Genomic DNA, 19,550 nt, shown 5'->3' on the forward strand with positions numbered 1-19,550 from the left:
AGGGGGAGGGTGTTCCCTTCGAGCGCGTATTGACCCGATAATGGGGGCTGGCTACAGTGCTTCCATTCACTTTATTGTCGACAATCATCATGAACAACGCCCTATCCGGAACGGCCAACACTCCCGAGGTTCGCACCCTGGCGGAACGGGTCTTTCAGCAGCTGCAGGATGCCATCGTGAGGGGCGAGCTGGCGCCGGGCAGCAAGATCACCGAACCCGGCCTGTCGCAGGCCTACGGCATTTCCCGCGGTCCCCTGAGGGAGGCCATGCGGCGCCTGGAGGCCCATCGCCTGATCGAGCGGGTGCCGCACGTCGGCGCCCGGGTGGTGAAGCTGTCGATCAAGGAGTTGCTGGAGCTCTTCGACGTTCGCGAGGCCCTCGAAAGCATGGCGGCGCGCCTGGCTGCCGAGCACATGAATGCCGAGGAGATCGCCGGGCTGCGCGAGGTGCTGGCCGTGCACGAGCGGCAGTCGGACCTGCGTCGCGGGGAGGCCTACTACCAGCGCGAGGGCGACCTGGATTTTCATTATCGCATCGTCCAGGGCAGCCACAATCGCATGCTGATGGGGCTGTTGTGCGATGACCTCTACTATCTGGTGCGCATGTATCGCACCCAGTTCAGCGCCAGCGGCACGCGGCCCCAGCGAGCCTTCGTCGAACATCATCGCATCGTCGATGCCATCGAGGCCGGAGATGCCGAGCTCGCCGAGTTGCTGATGCGCCGTCACGTCAGCGCGTCCCGGGAAAATGTCGTTGACCGCTATGCCGCTGCCCTGAATCAGGCCGGGGAAGCGCCCGAACTGGAAACGCCCGAGTCATAATGGAGACCGCCATGACGCAATCAACGCCCGGCGCCCGCTTCCGCGCCGCCCTGGATGCCAACCGGCCGCTGCCCGTCGTCGGAACCATCAACGCCTACTCGGCAATGATGGCCGAGCGAGTCGGCCACCAGGCGATCTACCTGTCCGGTGGCGGTGTGGCCAACGCCTCCTTCGGTCTGCCCGATCTCGGCATGACGACCATGAACGATGTGGTCGAGGATGCCCATCGCATCTGCGGCGCCACTGACCTGCCGCTGCTGGTGGATATCGATACCGGCTGGGGAGGCGCCTTCAATATCTCGCGCACCGTCAAGGAGATGCAGCGTGCCGGCGTGGCCGCCGTGCATCTCGAGGATCAGGTGGCCCAGAAGCGCTGTGGCCACCGTCCCAACAAGGCCATCGTCTCCCAGCAGGAGATGGTCGACCGCATCAAGGCGGCGGCGGATGCACGGATCGATCCAGCGTTCTACCTGATTGCTCGCACCGATGCCTTCCAGAAGGAAGGGCTGGATGCGGCCATCGAGCGTGCCAATGCCTGCATCGAGGCGGGCGCCGATGCCATCTTCGCCGAAGCGGTGCATACCCTGGAGGATTACCGCGCCTTCTGTGAACGCGTCGATGCGCCGATCCTGGCCAACATCACCGAGTTCGGCGCGACGCCGCTGTTCTCCCAGCAGGAACTGGCCGAAGTGGGCTGTCGGATCGTGCTGTATCCGCTCTCCGCCTTCCGTGCCATGAATGCCGCGGCGCTCAATGTTTATCGGAGCATTCTCGACAACGGGCACCAGCGCGACGTGGTGGACCAGATGCAGACCCGGGAGGAACTCTACGACTTCCTCAATTATCACGATTTCGAACGCAAGCTCGATGCCCTGTTCGCCGGCCAGGACGGCAATGCGTAGACGGCAATGAGTCAGCAGGGCGTTCACCTAACGAGCCCATCACGAGGAGACATGACATGGCAGACAAACCGATTGGTGGCGCCGGCCTGCGTGGCCAGAGCGCCGGTTCCACGGCGCTATGTACCGTTGGCAAGTCCGGTTCCGGCTTGACCTATCGCGGCTTCGATATCAAGGAGCTGGCCGACAAGGCGCGTTTCGAGGAGGTGGCCTATCTGTTGTTGAAGGGCAAGTTGCCCAACCAGGCTGAACTCGATGCCTATGTCGCCAAGCTCCAGGGGTTGAGGGGGTTGCCCGCGGCGCTCAAGACCGTGCTCGAGCAGATTCCGGCCGACGCCCACCCGATGGACGTGATGCGCACCGGCGCTTCCATGCTTGGCAACCTGGAAACCGAGGAGAGCTTCGATCAGGAACAGGACATCGCCGATCGCCTGCTCGCCGTGCTGCCCTCGATCATCTGTTACTGGTATCGCTATTCCCATGACGGGGTGCGTATCGAGACCGAGACCGACGATGTGTCGGTGGGTGGCCACTTCCTGCACATGCTGCGTGACGAGCCGGCCTCTGAACTGCATGCCCGGGTCATGAACGTTTCGCTGATTCTCTATGCCGAGCATGAGTTCAACGCCTCGACCTTCACCGCTCGGGTCTGTGCCTCAACGCTTTCCGACATGCACTCCTGCGTGACCGGGGCCATCGGTTCGTTGCGCGGCCCGCTCCACGGTGGCGCCAACGAGGCGGCCATGGCGATGATCGAGAACTGGCAGTCGGCCGACGAAGCCGAACGTGAACTGCTCGGCATGCTGGAGCGCAAGGAGAAGGTCATGGGCTTCGGGCACGCCATCTATCGCGAGTCCGACCCGCGTAACGCCATCATCAAGCACTGGTCGAGTCGGCTCGCCGAGGACGTGGGCGACACCGTTCTCTATCCGGTTTCCGAGCGTGTCGAAGAAGTCATGTGGCGTGAGAAGAAGCTGTTCTGCAATGCCGACTTCTTCCATGCCAGTGCTTACCACTTCATGGATATCCCGACCAAGCTGTTCACGCCGATCTTCGTCTGCTCGCGGGTTACCGGCTGGTGCGCCCATGTCTTCGAGCAACGCGAGAACAACCGCATCATTCGTCCGAGCGCCGACTATACCGGCCCCGAGAAGAGCGAGTGGGTGCCGATCGAACAGCGCGACTGATCGTCCCGCCTTTCATCGACTACCCGGTCATCGCCACCGTGCGTCTCGACGGTGGCGATGTCAGCCCCGATCCCTTTCAAGATGAGGAAACCGTCTCAATGAGCCAGACCGTCGAAAGCAACGTCCGCCCGGACTATGACGTCGAGCTGCGCAAGATCGCCGATTATGTGCTCGACTATCGCATCGACAGCGACGAGGCGCTGGATACGGCGCGCAATTGCCTGATGGATACCCTGGGCTGCGGGTTGCTGGCGCTTCGCTTCCCGGAGTGCACCAAGCACCTGGGGCCACTGGTCGAAGGGACGATGGTGCCGCATGGCGCCCGTGTACCGGGCACATCCTTCCGACTGGATCCGGTCAAGGCCGCCTGGGATATCGGTGCCATCATCCGCTGGCTGGACTACAACGATACCTGGTTGGCCGCCGAGTGGGGGCATCCCTCCGATAACCTGGGGGGCATCCTGGCGGTGGCCGATCACCTGTCCCAGAAGCGGGTCGCCGAGGGCGAAGCGCCGCTGACCGTGCGCGATGTGCTCGAGGCCATGATCATGGCGCACGAGATTCAGGGCATCCTGGCCCTGGACAACTCCTTCAACCGCGTCGGTCTCGATCACGTGGTGCTGGTCAAGGTGGCCTCCACCGCCGTGACCGCCAAGATGATGGGCGCCGACCGCGAGCAGTTGTTGTCCGCGCTTTCTCATGCCTGGGCCGACGGCCAGAGCCTGCGGACCTATCGTCATGCGCCCAATGCCGGCTCGCGCAAGAGCTGGGCGGCGGGGGATGCGACCTCGAGGGGCGTGCGGCTGGCCGATATCGCCCTGCGCGGCGAGATGGGCATCCCCGGGGTGCTGAGTGCGCCACAATGGGGCTTCTATGATGTGTCCTTCAGTCATTCCAACAAGGACCTGTCGCTCAAGCCACTGGAAGAGCGCAAGTTCACCTTCCAGCGGGATTTCGGCACCTACACCATGGAGAATGTGCTGTTCAAGATCTCCTTCCCTGCCGAATTCCATTCCCAGACGGCCTGCGAGGCCGCCGTCACGCTGCATCCGCAGGTCAAGGATCGCCTGGACGAGATCGACCGGATCGTGCTGACGACTCATGATTCGGCGATTCGCATCATTTCCAAGTCCGGTGAACTCGCCAATCCCGCCGATCGCGATCATTGCCTGCAATACATGACGGCAGTGCCGCTCATCTTCGGCAACCTGGTGGCCGAGCATTACGAGGATGACTTCCATGCCGCCAACCCGATAATCGACGAGCTGCGCGACAAGATGGAGGTCGTCGAGGACGAGCGCTATTCCCGCGACTACTACGATCCCGAGCGTCGTTCCATTGCCAATGCCATCCAGGTGTTCTTCAAGGACGGCAGCGCCACCGACAAGGTCGAGGTCGAATACCCGATCGGCCATCGCCGCCGCCGCGCCGAAGGTATCCCGGTGCTGGAAGAGAAGTTCAAGCGCAATCTGGCGACCCGTTTCCCGGGTGGGCGTTGCGAGGCAATCATGTCGCTGTGCAAGGATCAGTCACGGCTCGAGGCAACACCGGTCCACAAGTTCGTTGACCTGTTCGTGATCTGACGTCTGCTTCACTACTCGACCGCCATGAGGGCGGTCGAGTGGGGCAACCAGGACGTGGCACGACGGCTGCGACGAGCTTTCCATGGAAGGCTTGGCGAAGCTGGACTATATTTTCTGTCGGCAGGGCTTGCATCGCCGGCCTGATATCCGTAAAGTACGCATCCGCTGCCGGCGACGGGCAACGTTGCAGGCGGTAAAGGGTGGCAGAAGCGCCTGTTTTTCTTAGGTTTTTTCGAATCGCTTCGAAATTCGCCGGTTGACAGGAACGCCGATTTCGGTAAAATGCTCGCCACTCGCTACCGAGCTCACAGAGAGCTCAGTTCGGAGTCGCCTCAACGAGGTTTGCGTCGCTCTCGGCAAGATCGAGCTTGACGCCAGACGCCGAATCGGTAGAATACGCCTTCCTCACGAGGCGCTGCGCCACGGGCCAGCAACGTGAGATGCTCTTTAACAATCGATCAGGTAATTCATGTGGGCGCTTGTCGGGATGTCGGTGACCAGTCACCGAAAATCAAGACAAGCGACTCGTCAAACGAGACGTTTGAATCTTGAACCAGGTTTGGTTCCGCCTAAGGAACTATCAGACTTTCAACTGAAGAGTTTGATCATGGCTCAGATTGAACGCTGGCGGCAGGCCTAACACATGCAAGTCGAGCGGAAACGATCCTAGCTTGCTAGGAGGCGTCGAGCGGCGGACGGGTGAGTAATGCATAGGAATCTGCCCGGTAGTGGGGGATAACTTGAGGAAACTCAAGCTAATACCGCATACGCCCTACGGGGGAAAGCAGGGGCTCTTCGGACCTTGCGCTATCGGATGAGCTTATGTCGGATTAGCTGGTTGGTGAGGTAACGGCTCACCAAGGCGACGATCCGTAGCTGGTCTGAGAGGATGATCAGCCACATCGGGACTGAGACACGGCCCGAACTCCTACGGGAGGCAGCAGTGGGGAATATTGGACAATGGGGGCAACCCTGATCCAGCCATGCCGCGTGTGTGAAGAAGGCCCTCGGGTTGTAAAGCACTTTCAGCGAGGAAGAATGCTTGTCGGTTAATACCCGGCAAGGGAGACATCACTCGCAGAAGAAGCACCGGCTAACTCCGTGCCAGCAGCCGCGGTAATACGGAGGGTGCGAGCGTTAATCGGAATTACTGGGCGTAAAGCGTGCGTAGGCGGCTTGATAAGCCGGTTGTGAAAGCCCCGGGCTCAACCTGGGAACGGCATCCGGAACTGTTAGGCTAGAGTGCAGGAGAGGAAGGTAGAATTCCCGGTGTAGCGGTGAAATGCGTAGAGATCGGGAGGAATACCAGTGGCGAAGGCGGCCTTCTGGACTGACACTGACGCTGAGGTACGAAAGCGTGGGTAGCAAACAGGATTAGATACCCTGGTAGTCCACGCCGTAAACGATGTCGACTAGCCGTTGGGGTCCTCGAGACCTTTGTGGCGCAGTTAACGCACTAAGTCGACCGCCTGGGGAGTACGGCCGCAAGGTTAAAACTCAAATGAATTGACGGGGGCCCGCACAAGCGGTGGAGCATGTGGTTTAATTCGATGCAACGCGAAGAACCTTACCTACCCTTGACATCGTGCGAACTTTCCAGAGATGGATTGGTGCCTTCGGGAGCGCACAGACAGGTGCTGCATGGCTGTCGTCAGCTCGTGTTGTGAAATGTTGGGTTAAGTCCCGTAACGAGCGCAACCCTTGTCCCTATTTGCCAGCGATTCGGTCGGGAACTCTAGGGAGACTGCCGGTGACAAACCGGAGGAAGGTGGGGACGACGTCAAGTCATCATGGCCCTTACGGGTAGGGCTACACACGTGCTACAATGGCCGGTACAATGGGTTGCAAAGCGGCGACGTGGAGCTAATCTCATAAAGCCGGTCTCAGTCCGGATCGGAGTCTGCAACTCGACTCCGTGAAGTCGGAATCGCTAGTAATCGTGCATCAGAATGGCACGGTGAATACGTTCCCGGGCCTTGTACACACCGCCCGTCACACCATGGGAGTGGACTGCACCAGAAGTGGTTAGCCTAACTTCGGAGGGCGATCACCACGGTGTGGTTCATGACTGGGGTGAAGTCGTAACAAGGTAGCCGTAGGGGAACCTGCGGCTGGATCACCTCCTTAATCGACGACGTCACCGGCACTCGGCAAGTGCTCACAATGAATTACCTGATCGGCCAGAGCAAAGACTGTTTGGGTAGAGACCCAGCGTGACCCTAGGGTATTCGCTCAGTTGGTGAGAGCGCACCCCCTGACCTTTGTGGAAAGGAGGGTGAGGTCGGCAAGCCGACCGTGTTCCGTCAATGAGAGGATAGGTGTTGGGTCTGTAGCTCAGTTGGTTAGAGCGCACCCCTGATAAGGGTGAGGTCGGCAGTTCAAGTCTGCCCAGACCCACCAATTTTATCCAGTTCTGCGTTATTTTGTGACTTGCCTAGCAGGCTAGGCGATGCCACAAAATGCCTTGACCTGAATAAAATTCTCCATGTCACGTATGACGGGCATCAGAGGGGCCTTAGCTCAGCTGGGAGAGCGCCTGCCTTGCACGCAGGAGGTCACCGGTTCGATCCCGGTAGGCTCCACCACCCCGACAGTTGATGTGACAAGACCAGTCGCAAGTTTGTAGAAGGAAAGGTTTCTACTGACTTCCGACTGTTCTTCGAACAGTCGCTCTTTAACAATGTAATCCTGCTGACAGTTCCTTTCGAAAGAAAGGACATATGAGATACGTCTCAAGCGTATCCGGCAATTGTCGTTGAGTCATCGCGACCAGACTCCTTCGGGTTATATGGTCAAGCGATGAAGCGCACACGGTGGATGCCTAGGCAGCCAGAGGCGATGAAGGACGTGGAAGCCTGCGATAAGGCTCGGCGAGGTGGCAAACAACCTGCGACCCGGGCATTTCCGAATGGGGAAACCCACCCATCGTAAGATGGGTATCGTTGACTGAATCCATAGGTCAACGAGGCGAACCGGGGGAACTGAAACATCTCAGTACCCCGAGGAACAGAAATCAACCGAGATTCCCCCAGTAGCGGCGAGCGACCGGGGACCAGCCCTTAAGCAGGTGACTGATTAGGCGAACGAGCTGGGAAGCTCGACGATACAGGGTGATAGTCCCGTAGCCGAAAATCTGATCCTGTGAAATCGAGTAGGTCGGGGCACGTGAAACCTTGACTGAAGACGGGGGGACCATCCTCCAAGGCTAAATACTCCTGGCTGACCGATAGTGAACCAGTACCGTGAGGGAAAGGCGAAAAGAACCCCGGAGAGGGGAGTGAAATAGATCCTGAAACCGTGTGCGTACAAGCAGTGGGAGCGGGCTAGTCCCGTGACCGCGTACCTTTTGTATAATGGGTCAGCGACTTATTTTCAGTGGCGAGCTTAACCGATTAGGGGAGGCGTAGAGAAATCGAGTCTTAACTGGGCGACCAGTCGCTGGAAATAGACCCGAAACCGGGCGATCTATCCATGAGCAGGTTGAAGGTTGAGTAACATCAACTGGAGGACCGAACCAGGATCTGTTGAAAAAGATTTGGATGACTTGTGGATCGGAGTGAAAGGCTAATCAAGCCCGGAGATAGCTGGTTCTCCTCGAAAGCTATTTAGGTAGCGCCTCACGTATCACCGCCGGGGGTAGAGCACTGTTTCGGCTAGGGGGCCATCCCGGCTTACCAACCCGAGGCAAACTCCGAATACCGGTGAGTGCGAGCGTGGGAGACACACAGCGGGTGCTAACGTCCGTTGTGAAAAGGGAAACAACCCAGACCGTCAGCTAAGGTCCCGAAATCCTGGTTAAGTGGGAAACGATGTGGGAAGGCTTAGACAGCTAGGAGGTTGGCTTAGAAGCAGCCATCCTTTAAAGAAAGCGTAATAGCTCACTAGTCGAGTCGGCCTGCGCGGAAGATGTAACGGGGCTCAAACCAGGTACCGAAGCTACGGGTTCATCCTCTGGATGAGCGGTAGAGGAGCGTCGTGTACGCCGATGAAGGTGAGTCGAAAGGCTTGCTGGAGGTATCACGAGTGCGAATGCTGACATGAGTAACGATAAGGGGAGTGAAAAACTCCCCCGCCGGAAGACCAAGGGTTTCTGTTCGACGCTAATCGGAGCAGAGTGAGTCGGCCCCTAAGGCGAGGCCGAAAGGCGTAGTCGATGGGAAACGGGTCAATATTCCCGTACCTCACTGTATTGCGATGGGGGGACGAAGAAGGCTAGGTGAGCCAGGCGTTGGTTGTCCTGGTGAAAGTCAGTAGGCTGGGGAATCAGGCAAATCCGGTTCCCCAAGGCCGAGAGACGAGACGAACAGACTACGGTCTGGAAATCATTGATGCCACGCTTCCAGGAAAAGCCTCTAAGCTTCAGATACAGTGGGACCGTACCCCAAACCGACACAGGTGGTCAGGGTGAGAATCCCAAGGCGCTTGAGAGAACTCGGGTGAAGGAACTAGGCAAAATGGTGCCGTAACTTCGGGAGAAGGCACGCCGCGTTAGTGTGAAGGTCCTCGCGACCGGAGCACGAGGCGGTCGAAGATACCAGGTGGCTGCAACTGTTTATTAAAAACACAGTACTCTGCAAACGCGTAAGCGGACGTATAGGGTATGACGCCTGCCCGGTGCCGGAAGGTTAATTGATGGTGTTAGCTTCGGCGAAGCTCCTGATCGAAGCCCCGGTAAACGGCGGCCGTAACTATAACGGTCCTAAGGTAGCGAAATTCCTTGTCGGGTAAGTTCCGACCTGCACGAATGGCGTAATGATGGCCACGCTGTCTCCACCCGAGACTCAGTGAAATTGAAATCGCCGTGAAGATGCGGTGTACCCGCGGCTAGACGGAAAGACCCCGTGAACCTTTACTACAGCTTCACACTGGACGCTGATGTTGCTTGTGTAGGATAGCTGGGAGGCTTTGAAACGGTAGCGCTAGCTATCGTGGAGCCGACCTTGAAATACCAGCCTGGCATCATTGGCGTTCTAACTCTGGTCCGTTATCCGGATCGAGGACCGTGTGTGGTGGGTAGTTTGACTGGGGCGGTCTCCTCCCAAAGCGTAACGGAGGAGCACGAAGGTACCCTCAGCACGGTCGGAAATCGTGCAATGAGTGCAAGAGCATAAGGGTGCTTAACTGCGAGACAGACACGTCGAGCAGATACGAAAGTAGGTTCTAGTGATCCGGTGGTTCTGTATGGAAGGGCCATCGCTCAACGGATAAAAGGTACTCCGGGGATAACAGGCTGATACCGCCCAAGAGTTCACATCGACGGCGGTGTTTGGCACCTCGATGTCGGCTCATCACATCCTGGGGCTGAAGTCGGTCCCAAGGGTATGGCTGTTCGCCATTTAAAGTGGTACGCGAGCTGGGTTTAGAACGTCGTGAGACAGTTCGGTCCCTATCTGCCGTGGGCGTTGGAGATTTGAGAAGTGCTGCTCCTAGTACGAGAGGACCGGAGTGGACGACCCTCTGGTGTACCGGTTGTCACGCCCGTGGCATTGCCGGGTAGCTAAGGTCGGACGGGATAACCGCTGAAAGCATCTAAGCGGGAAGCCCCCTTCAAGATGAGATCTCCCCGAGGCCTCGAGCCTCCTGAAGGGTCCAGCAAGACGAGCTGGTTGATAGGCCGGATGTGGAAGCGCTGCAAGGCGTTGAGCTGACCGGTACTAATGGCCCGTGAGGCTTGACCATATAACACCCAAGGAGTCTGGATGACAGACGACGCCGGGTACGCGAGAGACGTATCGTCAGCAGGATTGCATTGATGTTTTTCGCCTGACGACCATAGCGAGCGGGCACCACCTGAACCCATGCCGAACTCAGCAGTGAAACCGCTCAGCGCCGATGGTAGTGTGGGAGTTCCCATGCGAGAGTAGGTCATCGTCAGGCATCTATCCCGAGAAAACCCCGGCTTCACGCGAAGTCGGGGTTTTTTCATATAGGGCTCGTTTTTCCCTTCCGATCTTTTCTCTTTTCCCATATCCGCTGCCGGCCGGCCATAGCGTGTTCGGCAGTGGCGCCATATTCATCCGTCCCGGCTGAATGACACTCTCGCCCGTAAAAGGAGGCAGGTCCGCTGAGGCCAGGCCATCACGCATGAGCAATACGCAGACAAACGACGACATTCGCGCCAGCCGTGGGCTTGGCGATCCACTGGTATTTGCCCTGAGTGTGGGCTTCATACTGGCATTCATCGCCCTGTCCCTGTATGACCTCGACATGGTGGCGGGGGGCATCGCCTCCGGCTTCGCCTGGACCGCCAAGACCCTGGGGACATATTTCCAGCTGCTGTTGCTGCTGACCTTCCTGGTTGCCATGGGACTGGTATTCACGCCGGCAGCAAGCGCCAGGGTCGGAAATCTCGAGCGCCCCGAGCTGAGTACCTTCAAGTGGCTCTCGATCATCATGTGCACCCTGTTGGCGGGAGGTGGCGTCTTTTTCGCTGCCGGTGAGCCGGTCTATCATTTCATCGTGACGCCGCCGGCCTTCGACACCGAAGCAGGAACGACGGAGGCGATCGCCGGGGCTCTGGCGCAGTCCTTCATGCACTGGGGATTTCTGGGCTGGGCGGTGCTGGGCTCCTTGACCGCAGTGGTGCTGGCCCGGGCCCATTACGACGAAGGACATCCCTTGCAGCCGCGTACTCTGCTGATGCCGGTACTGGGCAAGCGCCTGGTGAGCGGCTGGCTGGGAAGTGTCATCGACGCCTTGTGCGTGATCGCCGTGGTGGCCGGTACGGTGGGACCGATCGGCTTTCTCGCCACCCAGGTCAGCTTCGGGCTGCATGAGCTCCTCGGCCTGCCGGGAGGCTATGGTACGCAGTTGGTCGTCCTGGCGGTATTGGGGGCTATCTATGTCACCTCGGCCGTCACCGGGATCCACCGAGGCATCCAGATTCTCAGTTGTTTCAATGTTTTCCTGGCCTTGGCCATTGCCGCAGTGATCTTCATCTTCGGGCCGACACTGTTTCTGGTCGATGCTTACACCCAGGGCTTCGGGGAATATCTCTCTTCGTTCTTCACCATGGCGACCATGACCTCGCAGACGGCGCCTGCTTGGTGGATGCAGTGGTGGACGGTGTTCTTCTTTTCCTGGTTCATCGGATACGGCCCCTTGATGGCGATCTTCGTGGCGCGCATTTCCCGCGGGCGGACCATTCGCCAGATGATCCTGGCCGTCGCGGTCATGGCGCCGATCGCCACGACCATCTGGTTTACCCTGATGGGCGGCTCAGGCATCCATTATCAGTTGACCGGCGCCGTCGAGCTCACCGAGGCGTTGAAGGACTTCCAGTTCGATGTGGCGACCCTGACCGTGGCCCAGGCCCTGCCTGGCGGTACCCTGATGGCCCTGGCCGTACTGGTGCTGACGACGATCTTCGTTGCCACCACGGGCGACTCGATGAGTTACGCCATTTCGGTGGTTGGTTCCGGGCATGATGAGCCCAGTGCGCTGATTCGTGCCTTCTGGGGCATCATCATGGCGCTGATGGCGGCGATCCTGCTGCGCATGGGAGCGGGGCAGATCGGTGCGCTCCAGCAGTTCATCGTGATTACCGCCATCCCGGTATCGCTGGTGCTGTTGCCGTCACTGTGGACGGGGCCTCAGGCGGCTCGTGCCATGGCGCTGGAGCAGGGAGTGATCGGCGATAACCGTCGACCGCATCCGGCTCGCTGACGTTCGCGGCGAACGTCGTCCCGTCAGGGCTCGGCCTGCTAAGATGACGGCCTTGCGGACACGCTGCCCGGATAGTGGCGGCGTTTCCATGCCGGTCGGGCAGGTAGGAAGGTTGTGATCAGAGGAGTTCCGTCGTTGAAGATCGTCCCCAATGAGCTGCTGCTCTATTGTCGTCCCGGTTTCGAGACCGATCTGGCGTCGGAGCTGTTGGAAAAGGCGGCTCTGTCCGGCATCAGTGGTGCTCCACGCTTCGAGCGTGGCGGTGGCCATGTACGCTTCGAGGTGACCGACGGGCGCCCCGCCAATGACTTGCACCGTGCCCTGCCGCTCGCGTCACTGGTCTTCGCGCGACAGAGTCTGGTGGCTTTTCCTCCGTTGACTCTGGATCGCTCGGATCGTCTGAATGCCATCATCGCGCAGGCCCGGGACAGCGGCTGGAGCTGCGAGGAGCTCTGGCAGGAAACGCCGGACACCAACGAGGCCAAGGCGCTGGCAGGGCTGATCAAATCGCTCAAGCGCCCCCTTGAGGCGCAGTTGCGCAAGGCGGGCGTGCTGCGTCGCAAGGCGGGAGGCCGGCGTCTGCACCTGTTGTGGAGCGAGGGTGACCGGGTACAGCTGGGCATGAGTTTTCCCGGCAATCGCAGTGAGCAGCTCGGTGGCATTCGTCGGCTGCGTTCGCCTTCCAGGGCACCAAGCCGCTCGACGCTCAAGCTCGAAGAGGCCTGGCACGAGTTCGTGCCGGCCGAGCAGTGGTCGGCCAGGTTGAGCGACGGTATGCAGGCGGCCGATCTCGGTGCCGCCCCGGGCGGCTGGACCTGGCAACTGGTCCAGCGGGGCATGCAGGTCTTCGCCATCGACAATGGACCGATGGACCGTGATCTGATGGCCACCGGGCTGGTGGAACATCTGCGCGAGGATGGTTTCGTCTGGACGCCGCCGGCCCGCCTGGACTGGCTGGTCTGCGACATCGTCGACAAGCCGTCCCGGGTGATCACCATGGTCGAGCGCTGGCTCACGCGACGCTGGTGTCGCGAGGCGGTATTCAATCTCAAGTTACCGATGAAGCGTCGTTGGGAAGCGGTTTCGCAGGGGCTGTCGCGCCTGGCGGATTCCCTGGAGCGTGCCGGGGTGAGGGCCGAAATCGCGTGCCGCCACCTCTACCATGATAGGGAAGAGGTGACGGTGCATGTGCGGCTGCTCGATTGAGAAGGAGTTGAAGGAGCCGGTTGTCGAGTCAGTAGCTGGGCTCGTAGATGCGGATGCGTTCTTCTTCGGTCAGTAGGGGCTGCAGGCGTTGCATGGCCCTGGCGCGATGTTCGCTGTTGGCCCACTCTTTCCAGGCGCGCAGGTCTCGCCATTTGGTGATCACCAGGCGTCGGTCGCTGTGCCCCTTCTCGACGAGGGTCTCGCCGCTGACGAAGCCGGATGCACCAAGCGACTGGCGAATGGCCTCGCGGGCGGCTTCCTCGTATTCTTCTTCGAGTCCGGGCATGATATGACGCTCGATAATGACCTTGATCATCCAGCTACTCCCTATGCTTGTTCTTCGACACGATGAGGTTATCGATGGTTGATTCTGCGGATTCCTTGCCGAGTTGTCATGCCGAACTGGACACTACGGGCCTCTACTGCCCGGAACCGATCATGTTGATGCACAACAAGGTGCGTGACATGCAGGCAGGGGAAGTCCTCAAGGTGATCGCCAGCGATCCGGCGACCACCCGGGACGTTCCCAAGTTCTGCGGCTTCCTCGGTCATGACCTGTTGCATCAGTGCGAACAAGAAGGGCATTACCTCTATTTCATCCGTCTCGGTCATTCATGACGGTGTGACCCCGTTCGCGTAATCCCGGCTTCCATAGGTCTTGAACGAAAAGTCGACGAGCGAAGGTGAGGCAAGGCGAAATCGGTCGAGAAAGCGCAGTTTACAAGGGTAAATGAGCATTTTTAGATCGATTTCAACACCGCATCACCGAGTGCAGGCACTTTTCATACAGACCTTAGTCGTCTTGCTGATGGTCCGGCATCACCATCAAAGCCAGAGCCTCCAGGGTCGCGGGATCCTCCCGGCGAATGCGGTTGGCGATCTGTCGCTGGAAGAAATAGACCACGCGGTGGCGGCTGTGTCCGGTATACAGGCAAGGGTCGCCGGGCAGGATCGGCGTGGAGTCGATCAACTGCTCGTCGGCGAGCAGGGCTTCCACGACGCCGTCGCTGTACAGCCGCCAGCCGAAGACCTGCTTCAACTGCCAGGGGGCGTCGCTGTCGTCCATGCACAGCGCATGGGTGCCCTGGGTCTCGGGGAGCTGCTGGATCAGTGTCGGCTCGCTGGTCACCTCATACTCGAAGTAGGCCGCGGCCTGTTCGAGCTCGAACACCTTGTGGTCCGGTGCTTCCTCGAACAGTTCCTCGGTCTCCGGGTCGCGATAACCGATGAAGTGGCCATGCTCAGGGTCATTGAGGTGATGGCAGGGAGTGAGACTTTCCATCCACGGCACCAGGCCGACGACATGGCCGTCTTCCCGGAGCCCCCAGGCGAGCAGGGGCATGCCGTAGTAGGCGTCGGGCTCGGAGGGCAGCTGGTAGACCATTTCCAGACCATCGAGCTCCGGCGAGAGGCGGATCAGGCGTCGCCTGGCCTCCTGGCGTTGGCGCATGGCGTCCAGGTCGATGACCTGGGCGGGGCGCGGTGACAGCGGGATACCCATGAAGTCCCTCCTGCTGCTGCGTGGTCTCGTCATTGGCCTTGGAGGGGACCGTGGTGCCCCCAGGCCGGTCGGCAGCGCACAACGTCACTGTTCTTCCATCAATAGCACAGAGTGATGACCCCGTTAAGTCCCGGCGTTCATCGGCAGCGTTCGCTCAGTCGTTGGCGGAGTGCTTGATGTCGCTGTCGAGCGGCGACCATCGCCGACCAGGGCGCGTCCGGATTGTCCAGGGAAAGCCAACGCTGGCGATAGGCGGCGACGGCCGGCGGAGGGTCCAGCGGGTGGGCATCGAGAAGGTCGCGAATGGCCCTCAACCAGCGGGCCGACTGCTCCTCGAGTCGTGTCAGCCAGCGATTCAAGGATGTCATGTCAGGCAGTTGGTCGGGGGCGTTGCAGTCCTCGGCACGAGCCAGTGCCGTCTCGAGCAGTGCGGAAGCCTCCGTCAGGCGTTGTTCGGCCAGCAGCAGAGCGCGCAGCAGTTCCGCCGTCAGCGGGCGCTGACGCAGCGTGTTCAGGTGACGCTCTAGGGTTGCGGAGTCCGTCGTCCAGTTCGGGTCGAGCTGGTGCAGCGCCGCCTCGCGCAGGTAGGCGAGGGCAGGCAGTTGTTCATCCACCGCGGACAGGGCATCCGGGGGCAGCGGCGAGCTGGCCCGTGAAAAACTGTCGGCCCATTCACTCGAGTCGAAGAGCGCATTCCAGCTGGCACGGGGCAGGCGCTCGGTCTTGAGTTGCGTCAGCCGAGCCAGGCGCTGGCGGTCGTCGGCATCGAGGGACTCGGGGACTTCCGTGTGCCAGCAGGCGCTGAGGCGCCGCCAGAGTTCGAGCTCGTAGAGCCAGCGTTGGCTGGGGGCCGCCACGCGGCCCAACTGGTTGTTGCGATTGGCCACCAGGTTGCCGATATGACAGCCGCGCAGTGCATAGACATCGAGCAGGCCCTGGCGCATGTCCGGGAGGGGAAAACGCCGCGCCTGGCGCTCCGGAAAGGCACCGATGTTGTCCGGGGTGGTGGGCTCCGGCGGTGACAGCGCCAGTGCGGAGGCGAGGCGTTGCTGATAAGCCTGCAAGCGCCGTTCGGCCTCGCCATCGCTGCAGCCGGCGAGCCAGCCGCTCAGCAGCAACACGAGGGCGAGTCGCCACCACCGTGGGCCGTGTTCAGTCGGTATCGGGAATCGCTTCATCGCCACGTGCCACCGCCTTGCTGCGCCGTCTCAGACGTTCTCCCAGCAGGATGGCGGCCACCGTCAGGCCGGCGATCAGGCCGGTCCAGTAGCCATGCACGCCCATGGGCGCCACGGCATCGAACAGCCCGTATACGCCCAGCCAGTGGCCGCCGCCGAGCCCTACCAGCCAATAGGCCAGCATGGTGATCAGCATGATCACGCGGGTGTCCTTGTAGCCGCGCAGGGCGCCGGCGAGGCTGACCTGCAGGGAGTCGGACACCTGATAGATCATGGCCAGGCCGATCAGCGACAGTGTCAGTTGCTGGACCGCGGTGTCGTGTGTATAGAGCTCGATCACGGGAACCGCCGTCAGCCACAGTATCAGGCTGTTGAGCAAGGCCACCACCAGGGCGATCAGGATACCGTTCCAGGCGACCAGACGAGCGAGGTCGGGCCTTGCCTGGCCGAGGGTGTTGCCGACCCTGACCGTGAGTGCCATGCCCAGCGACAAGGGGAGCATGAACAGCAGGCCGGTGTAATTGAGCGCCACCTGGTGTGCGGCCACGGTCACTTCGCCGAGGCTGGCGACGAACAGAGCGATCAGCGTGAACAGCGTAACCTCGACGAAGATCGCCACGCCGATGGGGACCCCGATATGGAGCAGCTCGCCGATCAGGCGCCAGCGTGGCGGTGATGGCTCACGCCACAGCTCGACGTCACCATAGGCCCGGCTGCGACGCGTGTAGGCGGCCATGCTCAGGCCCATGACCCACATGGAAAGCGCGGTGGCGATGCCGCAGCCCATGGCGCCCAGCGCGGGCAGTGCCTGCAGGGGGGCGGGCAGCCCATCGCCCAGCAGGGCCGTGAGGCCCTCGCCGCCGTAGATCAGGACATAGTTGCTGGGAATGTTGACGGCCAGCCCGATCAGGCTGATCCACAGCGCCGGGCGCGTATGGTTCATGCCGTCGGAGAAGGCGCGCAGGGACTGGAAGATCGCCACGCCGGGCATGCCGAAGCCGACCGCCGCCAGGTAGCCGGCCGAGCGCTGGGCGACTTCGTCGGGTACATCCATCGCCGCGAAGATCGGCATCACCGCCGTCCACAGCAGAACGGCCGAGAGGATCCCCAGGGCGAGGCCGATCCACAGGGCCTGGTGTACCTGTATACGGATGTCCGCTCGACGCTGGGCGCCAAGCAGGTGTGCGACGACCGGCGTCAGTCCCATCAGGGTACCGGTCATGAACAGCATAAGCGGCATCCACAGGCTGGAGCCCACCGAGACCGCTGCCAGGTCGGTAGCGCTGAGACGGCCCGTCATCATCACGTCCACGACGCTCATGCCGGCCTGGGCGAGCTGGGCGCCGCAGATGGGCAGGGCGAGACGGATCAGCGGGCCGGTGTCGCGGCGTGACACCTCGAACAAATCGGTGATGAATCGAGCCACGGCTCATGCTCCATGCGAATGACGAGAAGCCCCGGGCGTCATGCATGCGGGGAACGCTCTAGTCTATCAGCGAATGGCGGTTTTCGCCCCTGGCGGCGGCTCGATATACTACGTCTTCGCCATGCCGATCAGTCACTGTTCTGGAGTCCGTGTGACACACCGTCTCGACGATGTCATCGCCTTGTTCGACGGCCTGTTCATGTCGAGCCACCGTACCCGCCTGGTGCGCGGCGACGACGAACCGATCTATCTGCCGGCCGATGCCTCGACCCCCTGGCATCGGGTGGTCTTTGCCCATGGCTTCTATGCCAGCGCCCTGCACGAGATCAGCCACTGGTGCATCGCCGGCGCACGTCGACGCCAGTGGGAAGATTACGGCTACTGGTATCAGCCCGATGGCCGGGATGCCGGCCAGCAGCGCGAGTTCGAGTCGGTGGAGGTGGCGCCCCAGGCCCTGGAGTTGCTGTTTTCCCGGGCCTGCGGACTGCGGTTCAACGTCAGCGTCGACAACCTTGGCGGCGAAGCGGAGGTCGATCGTGACGCCTTCCGGTCGCGGGTCGAGGCACGAGCTGCACGTTATGAGGCGGAAGGGTTGCCGCGTCGCGCCGAGGCCTTTCGCACTGCACTGGCAGCCTTCTATGGTGAGGATGCCTCGCTCGAGGAGGCGCTGGCCGCGGGGCGCGAGGCGCCCGAGCCGGCGTGAGAGGCGTCAGGTGTCCTCGTTGATTCTCAGGTGCAGGGCGAGCATCACCTGGATTTCCTCCTCGGGCCGCATCGGCTCGAGTCCCAGTTCTCCGAACATGTCCCCTCTGGCGCGAGCCCATTCTCCCGGCGCCAGGCCGTTGTAAAGGCTGTCGGCGGGGGCCAGCTCGACGAACGGATCGAGTCCATAGGTCTCGAAGAGGCGTGACAGGGCGGCCTCGTCGTCGCCGACTCCGGCGGTGTAGAGCGTGGCGTTGAAGTGATCGGTCTCCAGCTCGCGGATCACGTCCAGGGGGCTCACGCCCATGCTGTTGAGTTCTTCCAGGCTGTAATCGCCCAGCGAGACCAGTTCGTCCTCGAGCCAGTCGTTGTCCGGCTGGATCAGAGTGTGCTTGACGCGGCCATCCGGCAGGGTCCAGGCGATGGAGAGCGGCAGGTCCCCGTCGTTGCCGGTCTCGATCGCAATGAAAGCGGGCAGCTCATCCATGGTCAGTTTCCCTCCTCGAGGGCAGGGTGGTTGTCGTCCGCCGCATCGAGCCGGAAGAAGCGACGAGCGGTTGCGGTGGTGGCCCTGGCCAGTTCGGCTTCGGTCAGGCCTCGCCAGTGAGCGATCTCGCGCACGATCCACGGCAGCAGTGCCGGCTCGTGGCGTCTGCCCTTGAGTTTGGCAGGTAAATTGCGCGGCAGCAGGTAAGGGCAGTCGGTTTCCACCATCAGGCGTTCCAGGGGAATGTCGCCGACCAGCTCGCGCAGGTGATGGCCGCGGCGCTCGTCGCACAGCCAGCCGGTCAGGCCGATGTGCAGGTCCAGATCGAGATAGCCGTGCAGCGTGCGACGCTCCCCGGTGAAGCAGTGCACCACCGCCTGGGAAATATCGTCGCGCCAAGCGTGCAGGATGTCGTGCAGGCGCGCCCCGGCATCGCGTTCATGGATGAACAACGGCAGACCGCTTTCGGCGGCGAGGCCAAGCTGAGCCTCGAAGGCGCGTTCCTGCTCGGCGGGTGTGGAGAAATTGCGGTTGAAATCCAGGCCGCATTCTCCCACCGCGACCACCTCGGGGCGGCGGTGCAGCTCGCGCATGGCGGCTTCCAGCGACGACGACCACTCGCTGGCGCCATGGGGATGCAGGCCGGCGGTGGCGTAGAGGCCGGCGCGTTCGCGGGCCAGCTCGGCGGCCTGCTCGGCGTGTTCGCGATCCGTGCCGGTCAGGATCAGTGTTTCGACACCGGCACTTCGGGCCCGGTCGAGGGTCGCGTCCAGATCATGGGCGAAGCTCGGGTGGGTCAGGTTGGCGCCGATGTCCACCAGCGGCGCCGGCGAACGGAATCTCAACGCCTCGGGCAGGCTATCATCGCGGGGATCGGCGGTATCGGCCAAGACGG

At 61.3% G+C, this 19,550-nt stretch carries 14 protein-coding genes, 2 tRNA genes and 3 rRNA genes; 13 read left to right on the forward strand and 6 right to left on the reverse strand.

From position 1 onward, the window contains the following. Positions 1 to 89 precede the first annotated feature (89 nt). The 11 genes from HELO_RS03945 (at position 90) to rlmM (ending at position 13,361) form a co-directional block, all read left to right on the forward strand. Positions 90 to 821 carry a GntR family transcriptional regulator gene (locus HELO_RS03945; protein ID WP_013331495.1) on the forward strand — a complete coding sequence of 244 codons (732 nt, stop codon included), beginning with the start codon at positions 90 to 92 and terminating at the stop codon, positions 819 to 821. 11 nt (positions 822 to 832) lie between these two features. Beyond that, complete coding sequence (gene prpB / locus HELO_RS03950) at positions 833 to 1,723, forward strand: methylisocitrate lyase (protein ID WP_013331496.1); 891 nt, start codon at positions 833 to 835, stop codon at positions 1,721 to 1,723. Between the two features lie 56 nt (positions 1,724 to 1,779). After that, positions 1,780 to 2,907, forward strand: a complete 1,128-nt coding sequence (gene prpC / locus HELO_RS03955) for a bifunctional 2-methylcitrate synthase/citrate synthase (protein ID WP_013331497.1) — start codon at positions 1,780 to 1,782, stop codon at positions 2,905 to 2,907. Positions 2,908 to 3,005: 98 nt separating this feature from the next. Continuing rightward, complete coding sequence (gene prpD / locus HELO_RS03960) at positions 3,006 to 4,490, forward strand: 2-methylcitrate dehydratase (protein ID WP_041602394.1); 1,485 nt, start codon at positions 3,006 to 3,008, stop codon at positions 4,488 to 4,490. Positions 4,491 to 5,079: 589 nt separating this feature from the next. Next, positions 5,080 to 6,617 (forward strand): 16S ribosomal RNA (locus HELO_RS03965). A gap of 196 nt (positions 6,618 to 6,813) precedes the next feature. Then, positions 6,814 to 6,890 (forward strand) — tRNA-Ile (locus HELO_RS03970). A gap of 109 nt (positions 6,891 to 6,999) precedes the next feature. Continuing rightward, positions 7,000 to 7,075: transfer RNA gene (locus tag HELO_RS03975), tRNA-Ala, on the forward strand. A 205-nt stretch (positions 7,076 to 7,280) separates the two neighbouring features. Then, a 23S ribosomal RNA gene (locus HELO_RS03980) occupies positions 7,281 to 10,169 on the forward strand. An 83-nt stretch (positions 10,170 to 10,252) separates the two neighbouring features. Beyond that, positions 10,253 to 10,367, forward strand: a 5S ribosomal RNA gene (gene rrf, locus HELO_RS03985). Together the 16S, 23S and 5S rRNA genes with 2 tRNA genes alongside form the textbook arrangement of a ribosomal RNA operon. A gap of 207 nt (positions 10,368 to 10,574) precedes the next feature. After that, a complete protein-coding gene (locus tag HELO_RS03990; RefSeq protein ID WP_041601898.1) occupies positions 10,575 to 12,155 on the forward strand; it encodes a BCCT family transporter in 1,581 nt (526 codons plus the stop codon). 135 nt (positions 12,156 to 12,290) lie between these two features. After that, complete coding sequence (gene rlmM / locus HELO_RS03995; RefSeq protein ID WP_174208837.1) at positions 12,291 to 13,361, forward strand: 23S rRNA (cytidine(2498)-2'-O)-methyltransferase RlmM; 1,071 nt, start codon at positions 12,291 to 12,293, stop codon at positions 13,359 to 13,361. Between the two features lie 28 nt (positions 13,362 to 13,389). On the opposite strand, the gene HELO_RS04000 is transcribed toward rlmM, so the two are convergent. Beyond that, positions 13,390 to 13,677, reverse strand: a complete 288-nt coding sequence (locus tag HELO_RS04000) for an antibiotic biosynthesis monooxygenase family protein (protein ID WP_013331501.1) — start codon at positions 13,675 to 13,677, stop codon at positions 13,390 to 13,392. A gap of 44 nt (positions 13,678 to 13,721) precedes the next feature. Here HELO_RS04000 and tusA point away from each other — a divergent pair, with 44 nt between their 5' ends. Further along, entirely contained in the window at positions 13,722 to 13,979 is a 258-nt protein-coding gene (gene tusA / locus HELO_RS04005; protein ID WP_013331502.1) for a sulfurtransferase TusA, read from the forward strand. A 175-nt stretch (positions 13,980 to 14,154) separates the two neighbouring features. Here tusA and HELO_RS04010 read toward each other — a convergent pair whose 3' ends face one another. From HELO_RS04010 to HELO_RS04020, 3 genes are all read right to left on the reverse strand, one after another. Then, the gene (locus tag HELO_RS04010; protein ID WP_013331503.1) at positions 14,155 to 14,862 is read right to left on the reverse strand and encodes a hypothetical protein; all 708 of its coding nucleotides are present in this window, start codon (positions 14,860 to 14,862) and stop codon (positions 14,155 to 14,157) included. A 137-nt stretch (positions 14,863 to 14,999) separates the two neighbouring features. Then, positions 15,000 to 15,983: a DUF3080 family protein gene (locus tag HELO_RS04015; protein WP_041601899.1), complete on the reverse strand. Its 984-nt coding sequence runs from the start codon at positions 15,981 to 15,983 to the stop codon at positions 15,000 to 15,002. A gap of 31 nt (positions 15,984 to 16,014) precedes the next feature. Continuing rightward, positions 16,015 to 17,466 carry an MATE family efflux transporter gene (locus tag HELO_RS04020; protein WP_013331505.1) on the reverse strand — a complete coding sequence of 484 codons (1,452 nt, stop codon included), beginning with the start codon at positions 17,464 to 17,466 and terminating at the stop codon, positions 16,015 to 16,017. 151 nt (positions 17,467 to 17,617) lie between these two features. Between HELO_RS04020 and HELO_RS04025 the strand changes: the two genes are divergently transcribed. Further along, the gene (locus HELO_RS04025) at positions 17,618 to 18,169 is read left to right on the forward strand and encodes an elongation factor P hydroxylase (protein ID WP_013331506.1); all 552 of its coding nucleotides are present in this window, start codon (positions 17,618 to 17,620) and stop codon (positions 18,167 to 18,169) included. Between the two features lie 6 nt (positions 18,170 to 18,175). On the opposite strand, the gene HELO_RS04030 is transcribed toward HELO_RS04025, so the two are convergent. Together HELO_RS04030 and HELO_RS04035 are read right to left on the reverse strand one after the other, a co-directional pair. After that, a complete protein-coding gene (locus HELO_RS04030; RefSeq protein WP_013331507.1) occupies positions 18,176 to 18,655 on the reverse strand; it encodes a hypothetical protein in 480 nt (159 codons plus the stop codon). Between the two features lie 2 nt (positions 18,656 to 18,657). Further along, positions 18,658 to 19,545, reverse strand: coding sequence for a TatD family hydrolase (locus HELO_RS04035; RefSeq protein WP_013331508.1), 888 nt, complete (start codon positions 19,543 to 19,545; stop codon positions 18,658 to 18,660). Positions 19,546 to 19,550: the final 5 nt, after the last annotated feature.

The sequence above is a fragment of the Halomonas elongata DSM 2581 genome, assembly GCF_000196875.2.
Taxonomy (GTDB): Bacteria; Pseudomonadota; Gammaproteobacteria; order Pseudomonadales; family Halomonadaceae; genus Halomonas; species Halomonas elongata.

Bases quoted from the DNA above. Each gene is read 5' to 3' on its own strand.
- prpD (WP_041602394.1), top strand. From the start codon at position 3,006: ATGAGCCAGACCGTCGAAAGCAACGTCCGCCCGGACTATGACGTCGAG.
- HELO_RS03945 (WP_013331495.1), top strand. From the start codon at position 90: ATGAACAACGCCCTATCCGGAACGGCCAACACTCCCGAGGTTCGCACC.
- HELO_RS03990 (WP_041601898.1), top strand. From the start codon at position 10,575: ATGAGCAATACGCAGACAAACGACGACATTCGCGCCAGCCGTGGGCTT.
- prpB (WP_013331496.1), top strand. From the start codon at position 833: ATGACGCAATCAACGCCCGGCGCCCGCTTCCGCGCCGCCCTGGATGCC.
- HELO_RS04030 (WP_013331507.1), bottom strand. From the start codon at position 18,655: ATGGATGAGCTGCCCGCTTTCATTGCGATCGAGACCGGCAACGACGGG.
- HELO_RS04010 (WP_013331503.1), bottom strand. From the start codon at position 14,862: ATGGGTATCCCGCTGTCACCGCGCCCCGCCCAGGTCATCGACCTGGAC.
- prpC (WP_013331497.1), top strand. From the start codon at position 1,780: ATGGCAGACAAACCGATTGGTGGCGCCGGCCTGCGTGGCCAGAGCGCC.
- tusA (WP_013331502.1), top strand. From the start codon at position 13,722: ATGGTTGATTCTGCGGATTCCTTGCCGAGTTGTCATGCCGAACTGGAC.
- HELO_RS04000 (WP_013331501.1), bottom strand. From the start codon at position 13,677: ATGATCAAGGTCATTATCGAGCGTCATATCATGCCCGGACTCGAAGAA.